Origin of the sequence: Acidovorax sp. 106, assembly GCF_003663825.1 — a bacterium.
GTDB lineage: Bacteria > Pseudomonadota > Gammaproteobacteria > Burkholderiales > Burkholderiaceae_C > Acidovorax.
In genome coordinates, this window is record NZ_RCCC01000001.1 from 4,821,852 (window position 1) to 4,836,924 (window position 15,073).

At 61.6% G+C, this 15,073-nt stretch carries 12 protein-coding genes; 6 read left to right on the forward strand and 6 right to left on the reverse strand.

The window, feature by feature from the left end:
• Positions 1-159 precede the first annotated feature (159 nt).
• The gene (locus C8C98_RS21220) at positions 160-2,604 is read left to right on the forward strand and encodes a TonB-dependent receptor (protein WP_233574633.1); all 2,445 of its coding nucleotides are present in this window, start codon (positions 160-162) and stop codon (positions 2,602-2,604) included.
• A gap of 174 nt (positions 2,605-2,778) precedes the next feature.
• Complete coding sequence (gene bfr, locus C8C98_RS21225) at positions 2,779-3,255, forward strand: bacterioferritin (protein WP_121455887.1); 477 nt, start codon at positions 2,779-2,781, stop codon at positions 3,253-3,255.
• A 233-nt stretch (positions 3,256-3,488) separates the two neighbouring features.
• Here the strand turns inward: bfr and ilvD are convergent, their stop codons facing one another.
• Positions 3,489-5,348: a dihydroxy-acid dehydratase gene (gene ilvD, locus C8C98_RS21230; RefSeq protein ID WP_121455888.1), complete on the reverse strand. Its 1,860-nt coding sequence runs from the start codon at positions 5,346-5,348 to the stop codon at positions 3,489-3,491.
• Positions 5,349-5,516: 168 nt separating this feature from the next.
• Positions 5,517-5,759, reverse strand: coding sequence for a TIGR04438 family Trp-rich protein (locus tag C8C98_RS21235; protein WP_121455889.1), 243 nt, complete (start codon positions 5,757-5,759; stop codon positions 5,517-5,519).
• 116 nt (positions 5,760-5,875) lie between these two features.
• Here C8C98_RS21235 and C8C98_RS21240 point away from each other — a divergent pair, with 116 nt between their 5' ends.
• On the forward strand, positions 5,876-6,181 hold the full coding sequence (locus C8C98_RS21240) for a c-type cytochrome (protein WP_121455890.1): 306 nt from the start codon (positions 5,876-5,878) through the stop codon (positions 6,179-6,181).
• A 108-nt stretch (positions 6,182-6,289) separates the two neighbouring features.
• Here C8C98_RS21240 and C8C98_RS21245 read toward each other — a convergent pair whose 3' ends face one another.
• On the reverse strand, positions 6,290-6,748 hold the full coding sequence (locus C8C98_RS21245) for a LapA family protein (RefSeq protein WP_370450453.1): 459 nt from the start codon (positions 6,746-6,748) through the stop codon (positions 6,290-6,292).
• 540 nt (positions 6,749-7,288) lie between these two features.
• A complete protein-coding gene (acs, locus tag C8C98_RS21250; protein ID WP_121455892.1) occupies positions 7,289-9,283 on the reverse strand; it encodes an acetate--CoA ligase in 1,995 nt (664 codons plus the stop codon).
• A gap of 175 nt (positions 9,284-9,458) precedes the next feature.
• Between acs and C8C98_RS21255 the strand changes: the two genes are divergently transcribed.
• On the forward strand, positions 9,459-10,058 hold the full coding sequence (locus tag C8C98_RS21255) for a TIGR00645 family protein (protein ID WP_121455893.1): 600 nt from the start codon (positions 9,459-9,461) through the stop codon (positions 10,056-10,058).
• A 66-nt stretch (positions 10,059-10,124) separates the two neighbouring features.
• Here C8C98_RS21255 and fumC read toward each other — a convergent pair whose 3' ends face one another.
• Positions 10,125-11,528, reverse strand: a complete 1,404-nt coding sequence (gene fumC / locus C8C98_RS21260) for a class II fumarate hydratase (RefSeq protein ID WP_121455894.1) — start codon at positions 11,526-11,528, stop codon at positions 10,125-10,127.
• A 178-nt stretch (positions 11,529-11,706) separates the two neighbouring features.
• Between fumC and C8C98_RS21265 the strand changes: the two genes are divergently transcribed.
• Positions 11,707-13,275 carry a fumarate hydratase gene (locus C8C98_RS21265; protein WP_121455895.1) on the forward strand — a complete coding sequence of 523 codons (1,569 nt, stop codon included), beginning with the start codon at positions 11,707-11,709 and terminating at the stop codon, positions 13,273-13,275.
• A 183-nt stretch (positions 13,276-13,458) separates the two neighbouring features.
• Positions 13,459-14,352 carry a glutamate racemase gene (gene murI / locus C8C98_RS21270; RefSeq protein ID WP_121455896.1) on the forward strand — a complete coding sequence of 298 codons (894 nt, stop codon included), beginning with the start codon at positions 13,459-13,461 and terminating at the stop codon, positions 14,350-14,352.
• 86 nt (positions 14,353-14,438) lie between these two features.
• Here murI and C8C98_RS21275 read toward each other — a convergent pair whose 3' ends face one another.
• The gene (locus C8C98_RS21275; protein ID WP_121456442.1) at positions 14,439-14,963 is read right to left on the reverse strand and encodes a M48 family metallopeptidase; all 525 of its coding nucleotides are present in this window, start codon (positions 14,961-14,963) and stop codon (positions 14,439-14,441) included.
• Between the last annotated feature and the right edge of the window lie 110 nt (positions 14,964-15,073).

Here is a 15,073-nt window from a genome sequence, read left to right on the forward strand (position 1 = left end):
TGATATATAAGCGCTGGCGGCCTAAAACACCCATGATCTATGGAGCGATCCGCCTGACTTTTTGCCTTTAATTTGTAACAACCTTTGCATGATCGGAGCCTCTCGTTCGGCATACCAGTGAAGCGAACTTTTTCCATCCAACCGAACCGAGGAATCTCCATGTCCCGCACCCGAATGAACGGCGGCCACGCCGCCCACCCCCACTTTGCCCTGCACCCCATGGCCCGGGCGGCCCGCATTGCGGCGCTGAGCGCGGCCGCGCTGCTCACGCCCCTGGCCTACGCGCAGGGCACTGCAGCCCCAGCAGAAGCCACGGGCGCACCGGCCGCTGCCAAGTCCTTTGCGATTGAAGCAGGCCCGCTGGCCCAGGTGCTGGCGCAGTACGCCCACGCTGCAGGCGTGACCCTGGCCTTCGATGCCGCGCAGCTGGGCGGTGCCCGCTCAGGCGGGCTGCAAGGCAGCTATGGCGTGGACGCAGGCTTTGCCAAGGCGCTGGAAGGCACCGGCTGGCGCGCCGTGCGCGAGGGCAACGGTGCCTACGCGTTGCGCAGCACAGGGGCCGCCGTGCAAAAAACAGCGCTGGCAGAAGTGCTGGTGTCGGAAGAGGCAGAGGCCATTGGCGGCCTGCAAAAGACCTACTCGGGCGGCCAATTTGCGCGCGGGGGCGACCTGGGCATTTTGGGCAAGACGGATTTGATGAACGTGCCCTTCAGCACCACCAACTACACGGCCGAGCTGATCGAAAACCAGCAAGGCCTGACGGTGTCGGACGTGGTGATGAGCGACGCCTCGGTGCGCACGCTGCAGGCCCGGGGAGGCTATGGCGATGACTTTCAGATCCGCGGCTTTGCGGTATCGCCCCGCGACACCAGCATGAACGGTCTGTTTGGCCTGACGCCCTCCACCCGCATCCCGCTGGAGATGATCGAGCGCGTGGAAGTGCTCAAGGGCCCCGGCTCGCTCACCAACGGCGTCGGTCCCAATGGCAGCGTGGGCGGCAGCATCAACGTGGTGACCAAGCGCGCCAGCGATGTGCCGCTGACGCGACTGACCACCACCTACATGGGCAAGGCCCAGCTGGGCACCCACCTGGACGTGGGCCGCCGCTTTGGCGAAGACAACCAGTGGGGCGTGCGCGCCAACGGGGTATGGCGCAATGGCGAAGGCAACATCGACGGCGGCCGCCAGCGTGTGGGGCTGGCGGCATTGGGGCTGGACTACGCCGGGGCGGGCCTGCGCTGGTCGATGGACGCGCTGACCAGCAGCGGCAAGACGACCGAATTCCGTGCGCAAAGCGCCTTCCTGGCGGGCATCACCCAGGTGCCTGCGGTGCCTGACAACCGCACCACGCTGTACCCCGGCACCGAGCTGACAGACAAGGCCAAGACCGTGATCTCGCGCCTGGAATACGACATCAACGACCGCACCACGGCCTATGGCGCCGTGGGCTACAGCGACGTGACGAGCAACCAGAACTTCCCCACCGCCACGCGTCGCATCGATGCGCTGGGCAACTTCACCGTGGCCAATGGCTACTACGACGAATACAACAAAACCACTTCGGCCGATGTGGGCCTGCGCACGCGCTTTCAAACGGGCGATGTGGGCCACACGCTGGTGGTGTCGGCCAACACCATGGCGCGCGAAAGCGGGTACTTTTACCGCCTGACCTCCGCCACGGTGGCCTCCAACATCTACCGCCCCGCCCCGCTGCCGGCCATTGACTTCGCACGCGGCGCGCCCAGCAAAACGGCCGACCTGGCGCAGTCCAGCCTGGCCGTGGCCGACACCCTGGCGTTCTTTAACAACCGTTTTTTGGCCACGTTGGGCGTGCGCGACCAGACCATCCACCAAAAGAGCGTGAACGGCTCCACCCCCTACAAGGCCAGCACCGTGACGCCGCTGGTGGGGCTGGTGCTTAAGCCGCAAAAGAACATCTCGGTGTATGGCAACTACACGGCGGGCCTGGCTGCTGGCGGCATTGCGGGCGCCAGCACCGCCAACCGGGGCGAGGTGTTTGCACCGCAAAAAACCAAGCAATACGAAGTGGGCGTGAAGGCCGACTGGGGCAGCCTGACCACCCAGGCGGCCCTGTACCAGATCACCAAGCCCAATGCGTTGACCGACCCCATCACCAACCTCTACAGCTACGGCGGCGAACAGCGCAACCGGGGCCTGGAGCTGACGGCGTATGGCGAAATCCAGCGCGGTCTGAGGGCCATGGCCAGTGCCTCATTCAACGATGCCAAGATGTCTAAAACCCAGGGCGGCGTGAACCAAGGCAAGGATGCCACCGGCGTGCCCGACCACACCTTCAACCTGGGCCTGGACTGGGACACCCCCTGGGTGCAGGGCCTGAGCCTGAACGGCCGGGTGATCAACACCTCGTCCATGTACTACGACGCGGCCAACACCTTGCGCATGCCCGCCTGGACGCGCCTGGACATTGGCGCGCGCTACGCCACCAAGCTGGCAGGCAAAGCCGTGGTGTTCCGTGCCAACCTGGAAAACGTGGCCGACAAGGCCTATTGGGTGACGGCCTCGGGCTACGTCACGGTGGGCGCGCCGCGCACGCTGATGCTGTCGGCCGCCATCGACTTCTAAGCCCGTAAAAAGAGGCACCGCAAAGTCCCTTCGCCCATCCCACTGGACGGCGAAGGGGGTGTCCAACGCAAGCGCAAATGATGACGGTTCGCATGCAAAGTGACATACGGGGTTATGACCCAGAACCCGTGCCGGGGGCGCGATACTCCTCGCCTCAGAAGAACGGAATGCACCATGCAGGGAAACCCACAAGTCATCGAATATTTCAAAAACCTGCTGCGCGGCGAGCTGGCGGCGCGCGATCAGTATTTCATCCACTCTCGCATTTACGAAGACCAGGGACTGGTGAAGATGTACACCCGCCTGGACCATGAAATGCAAGAAGAAACCCAGCACGCCGATGCGCTGCTGCGCCGCATCCTCTTTTTGGGCGGCATGCCTGACATGCGGCCCCACCCGTTCACGCACGGCACCACGGTGGTGGAGATGCTGCAAAAGGACCTGACCGTGGAATACGAAGTGCGCGATGCCCTGCAAAAAGGCATGGAGCTGTGCGAAAGCGTGCGCGACTACGTGAGCCGCGACCTGCTGCTGGCCCAGCTGCGCGATACCGAAGAAGACCACGCCTACTGGCTGGAAAAGCAACTGGGCCTGATCGAGAAAATGGGCTTGCCGAACTATCTGCAAAGCCAGTCACGGCCAGCGGCCTGAACAGCACGGGGCGAGACCCAATGCAGGACCCTGCGGGCAAAAAAATGAGCCCAACAGGCCTCCAGCGCAAGTAAATCATGCGCTAGCAGCTATCAAAAATATAGCAATTCAATGTAAAAAGCCGCCAAACAGCAATGCTTGGCGGTTTTTTTGCCCTGCCCCACTGAAGGCTGCGGCCCCGACAGCGCGGGGTGCCGTAGTACAGCAGCGGGGCGTCGCGTGAACGGGGCGTCTTAGTCGTCGAGCAACGACAGATCGCGCACAGCACCCTTGTCGGCCGACATGACCAGCTTGGCATAGGCCTTGAGCGCGGCAGACACCTTGCGAGGGCGGGGCTGCGCAGGCTTCCAGCCCAGCTTGTCCTGCTCCACACGCCGCGCTGCCAGCTCTTCGTCAGACACCAGCACGTTGATGCTGCGATTGGGAATATCGATGCGGATGCGGTCGCCATTGCGGACCAGGCCGATGGCGCCACCGGCTGCGGCTTCTGGAGAAGCGTGTCCGATGGACAAGCCCGAAGTACCGCCCGAGAAGCGGCCATCGGTCAGCAAAGCGCAGGCTTTGCCCAGGCCCTTGGACTTGATGTAGCTGGTGGGGTACAGCATTTCTTGCATGCCAGGGCCGCCCTTGGGGCCTTCGTAGCGCACGATGACCACGTCGCCCGCCTTGACCTTGTCGGCCAGGATGTTGGCCACGGCTTCGTCCTGCGACTCCACCACATGGGCCGGCCCTTCAAACACGAGCAGGCTGTCATCCACACCCGCTGTTTTGACAACGCAACCGTTCAGTGCGATGTTGCCGACCAGCACGGCCAAGCCGCCTTCTTTGCTGAAGGCATGCTCGATCGAGCGGATGCAGCCCTCAGAGCGGTCTGTGTCCAAGCTGGGCCAGCGTGCGGCTTGGCTGAATGCGACTTGCGTAGGAATGCCGCCGGGGCCGGCCATGTAGAAGGTCTTGACCGCGTCAGACGGGTTACGGGCAATGTCCCACTGGTCCAGCGCGTCTTTCATGGTCTTGCTGTGCACGGTAGCCAAGTCGGTGTGCAAGCGGCCAGCACGGTCCAGCTCGCCCAAAATACCCATGATGCCGCCCGCGCGGTGTACGTCTTCAATGTGGTACTTGTTGGTGTTGGGAGCGACCTTGCACAGCTGCGGCACGATCTTGGACATGCGGTCAATGTCGGCCATCGTGAAGTCGATTTCGGCCTCTTGCGCAATGGCGAGAATGTGCAGGATGGTGTTGGTGGAGCCGCCCATGGCGATATCCAATGCAATCGCATTCTCAAACGCCTTGAAGCCCATGGAGCGCGGCAGGATGCTGCTGTCATCTTCTTCGTAGTAGCGCTTGCACAGCTCTACCACCAGGTGACCGGCGCGCTTGAACAGTTGCTCGCGGTCGGCATGCGTAGCCACCACGGTGCCATTGCCAGGCAGGGACAAGCCCAGCGCTTCGGTCAGGCAGTTCATGGAGTTGGCGGTGAACATGCCAGAGCAGGAACCGCAGGTGGGGCACGCGGAGCGCTCCACTTCGGCCACATCCTCGTCGCTCACCTTGTCGTCCGCCGCCATCACCATGGCGTCGATCAGGTCGAGCTTCTTGAACTCGATCTTCTGGGTTGTGGGGTTGAGCAGCTTGACCTTGCCGGCTTCCATGGGGCCACCCGAGACGAACACCACAGGGATGTTCAACCGCATCGCGGCCATCAGCATGCCGGGGGTGATCTTGTCGCAGTTGGAGATGCACACCATGGCATCGGCACAGTGCGCGTTGACCATGTATTCCACCGAGTCGGCAATGATGTCGCGGCTGGGCAGCGAGTACAGCATGCCGTCATGGCCCATGGCAATGCCGTCGTCCACGGCGATGGTGTTGAACTCTTTGGCCACACCGCCTGCCGCCTCGATCTCTCGCGCCACCAGCTGGCCCAGGTCCTTGAGGTGAACGTGGCCGGGCACAAACTGGGTGAACGAGTTGACCACCGCAATGATCGGCTTGCTGAAGTCGTCGTCCTTCATGCCGGTGGCACGCCACAGCGAGCGGGCACCAGCCATGTTGCGACCAGCGGTGGAGGTTTTGGAGCGGTAAGCGGGCATCGTGATGTCGGTTGAAGTGTTTGTAGGAGGAAGCCAGGGCCAGAAGGCGGCGGGCGAATTATCCTCCAGCACAACCAACAGCACCGGCGGCAGGGGCGATCGCTAACCCTGAGCCTTTGGGTGTTTCAGGCGCAGGGGCTGAGCGCGCCAGCCCCTGCCCTTGTCGAATTACCTGGGCTTGCGCGGACGCATGCCCAGGGCTTCTTTGTTTTTATTGATGCGGTCTTTCTTGCGCTCGTCCATTTTTTCCATGGCTTTGCGCTTGGTGTAGCCTGTGGCATCGGCCCACCACCACCACGCCGCAGTAGCGCCGAAAGAACCCACAATCACCCACCAGGACCAGGTGGCTACGGGCCCGATCTCCAGATACTTGAGTAACAGCAGCAGCAGCGAAACGCCTAAAAGATACATAGCAAGCTCCCCCAAAAGATGCGATTTGCGTTCCTTGACCGAAGACAAATTTTGGTCAACCCACGTCACTACAATCGCGTTGAAAGAACTGTAACCCAACCACAGGAAAACCCACCATGAAACGTGCCCTGATCACCATCGCCATGACGCTTGCCGTTGCAGCCCCCGCCATGGCCGACCAAGCCCTGGCCACTTCCAAGAACTGCATGGCTTGTCATGCGGTCGACAAGAAGCTGGTGGGTCCTTCCTACAAAGATGTCGCCGCCAAGTACGCTGGTCAAAAAGACGCTGCAGACAAGTTGGCCGCCAAGATCATCAAGGGTGGCTCTGGCGTGTGGGGCCCCGTGCCCATGCCCGCCAACGCCCAAGTCAATGAAGCAGAGGCCAAGAAGCTGGCTGCCTGGGTTCTGACACAGAAGTAAGCCCTGTGGTCCTGCCGTGGGGCTTGCCCCACGCAGCAAAAAGCCGCACACCATCAAGGTTGTGCGGCTTTTTGCTTTGCAGGCCGTGTGCTTTTGGCCAGCGCCCGTTTACTCCGTCGCGCCTGGCCCGCCAACCAAGCGCTGCTCCAGTTGTCCCACATAAGCCGCAGTGGTGTTGTCCGACTCTTGCGCACGCGCGGCCAAGCGGGTTTCCAGGCTGTCGAGCCGTGCCATCACAGTGGTGTGCCCTTGTGAGTGCTGGTTTTCTAAAAACGCACGCAACTCGGTAAACCGAGAGGCTTCCGCCTTGTCAGCCAGTTCACGCTGCGCCTGCATCTCTTTGGTGTGGCGGCGGGTCTCCAGCAATACCGAGCCCTGAAGCGATAGGACGTACGCCACCAGCAGCACACCCAGCAACGAGGTCAGCCCCAGCATGAGCAAGCCCAGCGGGGCATCGAAAGTGGTCAACCCCACAGACACGGCAGAAACGACCGAGAGAGCCTCCCAGTTGAGCGCTGCCAGACTGGTAATGGCCACGATGATGAAGAGCAGCACGGTAGAAAGCATTTTCACGGTAAGTCCTTTCAATGCGAGAAGTGTGCCTGCCGCCCCCCCCCCCGCGGGTATGACAGGCCATGGCGCATGGTTGCACGCCGCCCGGCACAGAGAGCCAAAACACTTTCACATGATTTTTGCCAATGCGAAGACTTGGTTTGCGCGGATGACTCCACGCTGGCGGGCGGGCTTGATCGGGGCATCCTACCGTGCCTGCGGGCTGGTCTTGGCAAAGCAATGTATCTGCCAAGGGCATAAAAAAAGCGCCTGATGCTCAGGCGCTTTTTAAAGGGTGTGACCCCGCGGTCAGTTGGTCTGCAACAGTTGGTCCAGGATGGCGGGATGCTGTGGCCACAGGTGTCCACAAACCCTGCGAGCGCTGCGCGCTGGCGCGGCATAGACGGAGCCCTCTGGATCAGCTGGGCTTGACTTCGATTACCGGCGGTAAGTGATCGGCCCGAGTTTTGTGGTCACGTCACATCGCTGCGCGATATGAGTGCCCCAAGCTCCGCAAGCGCTGCGCGCTGGCGCCGTTGTACGGCGCCTCCTGGATCAATTGGCCTTGGCCAATTGATCCAGAATTGCGGGGTTTTCCAGCGTGCTGGTGTCCTGCGTGATCGCCTCGCCCTTGGCAATGCTGCGCAGCAGGCGGCGCATGATCTTGCCGCTGCGGGTCTTGGGCAGGTTGTCGCCGAAACGGATGTCCTTGGGCTTGGCGATGGGACCAATCTCCTTGGCCACCCAGTTGCGCAGTTCGTTGGCGATCTGCTTGGCCTCTTCGCCCGTAGGGCGCGAGCGCTTGAGCACCACAAACGCGCAGATGGCCTCGCCGGTCACGTCGTCGGGACGGCCCACCACGGCGGCTTCGGCCACCAGGTCGGTCTTGGACACCAAGGCCGATTCGATCTCCATCGTGCCCATGCGGTGGCCCGACACGTTCAGCACGTCGTCGATGCGGCCGGTGATGCGGAAGTAGCCGCGGTCCGCACTGCGCACCGCGCCATCACCCGCCAGATAGTAGCCCTTGAGTTCTTCGGGGAAGTAGCTCTTTTTGAAGCGCTCGGGGTCGTTCCAGATCGTGCGGATCATGCTGGGCCAGGGGCGCTTGATTACCAAAATACCGCCCGTCCCATTGGGAATGTCGTTCCCCATTTCGTCCACGATGGCGGCGGTGATGCCCGGCAGAGGCAACGTACAGCTGCCGGGCACCAGGGGCGTGGCACCAGGCAGCGGGGTGATGACGTGCCCACCGGTCTCGGTCTGCCAGAAGGTGTCCACGATGGGGCAACGCTCGCCGCCGACGTTCTTGTGGTACCACATCCAGGCTTCGGGGTTGATGGGTTCGCCAACGCTACCCAGAATGCGCAGGCTCGACAGATCAGAGCGCGCAGGGTGCACTGCCTCGTCGGCTTCGGCCGCTTTGATGAGCGAGCGAATGGCCGTAGGGGCGGTGTAGAAGATGGTGCACTTGTGGCGCTCGATCATCTGCCAGAAGCGGCCCGCGTTCGGGAAGGTGGGAATGCCTTCAAAGATGATCTGCGTGGCGCCTGCCGCCAGCGGGCCGTAGGCGACGTAGGTGTGGCCTGTGATCCAGCCGATGTCGGCCGTGCACCAGAACACGTCGTCCGCACGCAGGTCAAACGTCCAGTCCATGGTCATCTTGGCCCACAGCAGGTAGCCGCCGGTGCTGTGCTGCACGCCCTTGGGCTTGCCGGTGGAGCCGCTGGTGTAGAGGATGAACAGCGGGTGCTCAGCCCCCACAGCCACAGGGGCACATTCGGTGCTTTGTCCTGCCAGTGCTTCGGCAAAGGTCTTGTCGCGCCCGGCCACCATGTTGCAGGCCGTGGCCGTGCGCTGGTACACAAACACATTGCGAATGGTGTCGCAGCCGCCCATGGCCAGGGCTTCGTCGATGATGGATTTGAGGGGCAGTTCCTTGCCACCACGCATCTGGTAGTTGGCGGTGATGACAGCCACGGCACCAGCGTCGATGATGCGCTCGTGCACGGCCTTGGCGCTGAAGCCGCCAAACACCACACTGTGCGTAGCACCGATGCGGGCGCAGGCCTGCATGGCGATCACGCCCTCGATGGTCATGGGCATGTAGATCAGCACGCGGTCGCCCTTGGCTACGCCATGGGCCTTGAGCGCGTTGGCGAACTGGCTCACGCGGGCCAGTAGCTCTTTGTAGGTGATCTTGGTGACGGTGCCGTCATCGGCTTCGAAGACGATGGCCGTCTTATTTTCCGTGGGCGTGCCAATGTGCTTGTCCAGGCAATTGGCGCTGGCGTTTAACTCGCCATCGTCAAACCAGCGGAAGAACGGGGCATTGGACTCGTCCAGCGTGCGGGTGAAAGGCTTTGACCACTGCACATTGGCACGCGCCTGCTTGGCCCAGAAGCCTTCGAAATCGGTTTCGGCTTCTTTGCACAGCGCCTCATAACCGGCCATGCCGGAAATGCGCGCCGCCTTGACGATGACGTCGGACGGTGGAAACACGCGGTTTTCAACCAACACAGACTCGATCGCGGATGTTGATGCACTCATGGTGTTGTCTCCTGGGTCATTGGAATAAGAATTGGCAGCTACTGTCTTCTGCGGCACTTACATGCTACTGACTTGCCAGGGCAGATCCGGGTTGGGGTTAGCCCTTGGTTGTGAGGGCTGTCACGGCTCGCCCCTAGAATCGCGCGGTTTCTTCCTTCACCCTACGCAGGCAAGCATGTCCACCCAAAAGCCAAAAAATAACGCGCCATTGCGCCCCCTAGCTTCCATTATTTTTGCCAGCCGCTGGCTACAGCTGCCCCTGTACCTGGGATTGATTCTGGCGCAGGCGGTGTATGTCTTCCATTTCTGGGTGGAACTGGTCCACCTGGTGGAAGCCGCCTTTGGCAACACCGCTGCCCTCAAGCAACTGGTCACCAGCATTGGCTACAAGAGTGACTTTGAGGTCACGGCGCTCAACGAAACCATCATCATGCTGGTGGTACTGGCGCTGATTGACGTGGTGATGATCTCCAACCTGCTCATCATGGTGATTGTGGGTGGCTACGAAACTTTCGTATCGCGCTTGCACCTGGAAGAGCATCCAGACCAGCCCGAATGGCTGAGCCACGTGAACGCCTCGGTGCTCAAAGTGAAGTTGGCCACGGCGATCATCGGTATCAGCTCCATCCACCTGCTCAAGACCTTCATCAACGCGGCCAACTATGACCTCAAGGTACTGATGTGGCAAACCATCATCCATGTGGCATTTTTGTTGAGCGCCTTGGCCATTGCGTGGACGGATCGCTTGATGTCCCACTCCGGCGATAAGCACTGACAGCTCGTCCAACTTTGCTTTCGGGAAGGCATGCATGCTGACCAAGCCAGCAGCCGACCCGATACGTCACACCATGCTGCGCGGCACCACCCAGGCATCAAACTCCTGGGCCGTGACATAGCCGGAGGCCAGCGCGGCCTCTCGCAAGCTGATTCCGTCCTTGTGCGCCGCCTTGGCAATGGCTGCGGCCTTGTCGTAACCGATGTGGGGGTTAAGCGCAGTCACCAGCATCAGCGACTGCTCGACCAACGCTTCTATCCGCTCATGGTTAGGCTCTATGCCGCAGGCGCAATGCTTGTCAAAACTGACCATGCCGTCGGCCAGCAGGCGAACACTCTGCAAAAAGTTGTGGATCACCATGGGACGGAACACATTGAGCTCGAAATTGCCCGATGCCCCGCCCACCCCAACCGCCACATCGTTGCCCATGACCTGAGCGCAGAGCATGGTCAAGGCCTCGCACTGCGTCGGGTTCACCTTGCCCGGCATGATGGATGAACCCGGCTCGTTTTCGGGGATGGATATCTCGCCCAGCCCGCTGCGCGGACCACTGGCCAGCCAACGCACGTCATTGGCAATCTTCATCAGGCTGGCCGCTAGCCCCTTCAGCGCACCATGGGCCTGCACCAGCGCGTCGCAGCTGGCCAGGGCTTCAAACTTGTTGGGGGCCGTCACCAGGTTCAACCCGGTCAAGTCAGCCAGCTCTTTGGCCACCGCCTGCGCGTAGCCTGCGGGGGCATTCAAGCCAGTACCCACGGCCGTGCCGCCCAAGGCCAGCTCACACAAATGGGGCAGCGCCGCGCGAACATGGCGCTCGGAATGCTCCAGCTGCGCCACCCATCCCGACACCTCTTGCCCCAATGTGAGCGGGGTTGCATCCTGCAAGTGCGTGCGACCAATTTTCACGATGTCCGCAAACGCCTCGGCCTTGGCGGCCAACGTCATGCGCAGCGCATGCAGGGCTGGTAGCAATTTGTGAATCAGTGCATCCACTGCAGCCAGGTGCATCGCGGTAGGGAAAACGTCGTTGCTCGACTGGCTCTTGTTCACATCGTCGTTGGGGTGCACCAGCCGCCCTTCCCCACGCGGGCCGCTGAGCAACTCGCTCGCCCGGTTGGCAAGCACCTCATTCATGTTCATGTTGGTCTGGGTGCCCGACCCGGTTTGCCACACCACCAGCGGAAACTCCTCTTCGTGCGCACCGGCCATCACTTCATCGCACGCCGCCACGATGGCCGTGGTGCGTGTGGCATCCAGCAAACCCAAGCTATGGTTCACATACGCACTTGCACGCTTGACCTGGGCCAGCGCCCGGATGAGCTCAGGGGCCATGCGCTCGCCCGAGATGGCAAAGTGCTGCAATGAGCGTTGGGTTTGCGCCCCCCACAACCGCCGTGCAGGCACGTCGATGGGGCCAAAAGTGTCGCGTTCCGTGCGGTAGGCCGATGCTTTGCCGTTGTGCAGTGTCATGTGCGTGATCCTGGCTTGCTAGTAAAGGACGGTACCCAGCATAACCAGTCCAATGCATGGCACACAAGCCCGCGGCTCAAAGCAGCCCCCAAGGCCACCAGACAACCCTGACAGAACCACGCAAGCCCGCAGAGGGATAATCGAAGGCTGTCGATTTCATCCCCACAAACTTCCAGCCATGACCACGACATCCATTCGCCAAGAAGACCTGATCGAATCCATTGCCGGCGCACTGCAGTACATCAGCTACTACCACCCCACCGACTACATCGCCCACCTGGCCCGCGCCTACGAGCGTGAAAAGAGTCCGGCAGCCAAGGATGCGATTGCGCAGATCCTGACCAACAGCAAGATGAGCGCCACCGGCCAGCGCCCCATCTGCCAGGACACCGGCATCGTCAACGTCTTCCTGAAAGTGGGCATGGACGTGCGCTGGGATGGCTTCACCGGAAGTCTAGACGACGCCATCAACGAAGGTGTGCGCCGTGGCTACAACCACCCTGACAACACGCTGCGCGCCTCGGTCGTGGCCGACCCGCAGTTCGCACGCAAAAACACCAAGGACAACACCCCCGCCGTGATCTTCACCGAGATCGTGCCCGGCAACACCGTGGACATCACCGTGGCGGCCAAGGGTGGCGGCTCGGAGAACAAGTCCAAGATGTACATGCTCAACCCCGGCGACAACGTGGTGGACTGGGTGCTCAAGACTGTTCCCACCATGGGCGCTGGCTGGTGCCCGCCCGGCATGCTGGGCATCGGTATTGGCGGCACGGCCGAGAAGGCGGTGCTCATGGCCAAGGAAAGCCTGATGGACGACCTGGACATGTACGAACTGCAGGCCAAGGCCGAAGCCGCCAAGACCGGCGGCCCCGCACTCGATAAGGTCGAGGAGCTGCGCCTGGAGCTGTTTGAAAAGGTCAACGCCCTGGGCATCGGCGCGCAGGGCCTGGGCGGCCTGACCACTGTGCTGGACGTCAAGATCAAGATGTACCCCACGCACGCAGCCAGCAAGCCGATTGCGATGATCCCCAACTGTGCGGCCACGCGCCACGCGCATTTCGTGATGGACGGCTCAGGCCCCGTGTACCTCACGCCCCCCAGCCTGGACCTGTGGCCCAACGTGAACTGGGCGCCCGACTACAACAAGAGCAAGAAGGTCAACCTCGACACGCTGACCAAAGAAGAAGTGGCCAGCTGGAAGCCCGGCGACACGCTGCTGCTCAACGGCAAGATGCTGACCGGCCGCGATGCCGCGCACAAGCGCATCCAGGACATGCTGGCCAAGGGCGAGAAGCTGCCCGTGGACTTCACCAACCGCATCATTTACTACGTGGGCCCCGTGGACCCGGTGAAGAACGAGGCCGTGGGCCCTGCAGGCCCGACCACTGCCACACGCATGGACGGGTTCACCGAGATGATGCTGGCCCAGACCGGCCTGATCGCCATGGTGGGCAAGGCCGAGCGCGGCCCGGTCGCCATCGAGGCCATCAAGAAGCACCAGAGCGCCTACCTCATGGCCGTGGGCGGCGCCGCCTACTTGGTCAGCAAGGCCATCAAGACCGCCAAGGTCGTGGGCTTTGCCGACCTTGGCATGGAAGCCATCTATGAATTTGACGTGGTGGACATGCCCGTGACCGTGGCCGTGGATGCCGGCGGCACCAGTGCCCACATCACGGGCCCAGCCGAATGGCAAAAGCGCATCGCCTCGGGCGAGTTCAAGGGCATTGAAGTAGCCGCAGCCTGATGCCTTGGGCCGCCGGGGCACAACTTCACTGCGAGCCCTGAGAACGCCCCCCACAAAACCGCCTTCGGGCGGTTTTTTCACATCCTTTCGACGGACTCGTGGACTGAAAACGGCACACCAGCGCAGCAGCCCCGTCTTTCCTACAATCCACGGCTTGTCTAACTGCCAGAGCTTGATTCCACGATGCCGCAGTCCTCTTCCCCCATCGGTGTATTTGACAGCGGCGTCGGCGGGCTGAGCGTGCTGCGCATGCTGTTGGCAGCCATGCCCAACGAGCGGTTCGTGTACCTGGCCGACAGCGCCAACGCCCCCTATGGCGAGCGAGGCGATACGTTTGTGGCTGCTCGCACCCATGCCATCACTCAATATTTGCGCGAAAAACACGATATCAAAGCACTGGTGGTGGCCTGCAATACCGCCACAGCAGCGGCCATTCATGAAGTGCGCAGCAGCCACCCGGACCTTCCCCTCGTCGGCCTGGAGCCCGCCATCAAGCCAGCTCTTGCAGTCACCAAGACGGGGCACGTGGGAGTGATCGGCACGCGGGGTACGCTCAGCAGCGCCAAATTCGGGAAGCTGATGGCCTCTCTGGCAGATCAGGCCCACTTTGTGGTGCAACCCTGTGATGGCCTGGCACACGCTGTGGAGCGCGGTGTGACACTACCGGAGACTACGGCCAACAACGCCATCAACAGCACGGAAACTGGCGCACTTTGCGAGCGCTATGTGAATGGCATGGGCCCATTTGGCACCGCCGCCGGGCAGATGGACACCCTGGTGCTGGGCTGCACCCACTACATTTTTGTGGAGCACGAGTTGCGCGCACTAGTGGGGCCCGATGTCCGATTCATCGAAACCGGTGAGCCGGTGGCGCGCCAGACACGGCGCCTGCTGGAGGCCGCAGGCTTGCTGCGCCAACCAACGCCATCAGACGACGGTGGCGAACCACAACCCCCCGCAGATGCAACCCCCCCGGTACAACTACTGACCACAGGCCCCGTGAGCATGCTGGAGGCCGCCGCCCAGCGTTGGCTCCAACTCCCAGCACATTGCTGTCGCACCGTATCAGTTCCCTGATTTGTGATAAAAAATGGAGGTAGCGCTTGAAATACAAGCGCAAACAGCTATTAAATCGATAGCAAATAGCTACCCCGAAGCAGAAATCACGCGGACTCAGTACCCCACAACCGTGTACCCGTGTTCTCCACATGCGTGAGGTACAGACGCAGATCAAACTCGTACTGGTGGTATTGCGGCTCCATGTGGGCGCACAGTTGGTAAAAAGCCTTGTCGTGCCCTTTTTCACGCAGGTGGGCCAGCTCATGGACCACAATCATGCGTAAAAACTCGTCTGGTGCCTGCTTGAACATCGACGCGATACGGATCTCATGCTTGGCAGCCAGTTTGCTGCCCTGCACGCGCGACACCGCCGTGTGCAAACCCAGGGCGTGCCGCACTACGTGAATCTTGTTGTCAAAGAGAACCTTGTTGACCGTACCTGCGTTGCGCAGATAACGGGACTTGAGCTCTTGCACGTAGTCGTACAAAGCCTTGTCACTGCGCACAGAGTGCGCCTGCGGATACTTGCGCTGCAACACTGACCCCAGTTGCCCTTGGGCCAACAGCTCACGCGCCTGGCCTTGAAGCTCTGCAGGGTAAGACCGCAGGTAGGGCAAATCAGGGATCATTGGAAATATGGCGACCACAGGGTCGTTGAAGGGCACTTTGCAAGCCGACAACTTGTTCACATGAAGCCATCGGCCGACAAAGGGCTGCGGGAGGAAGCAGAACCGCCCCC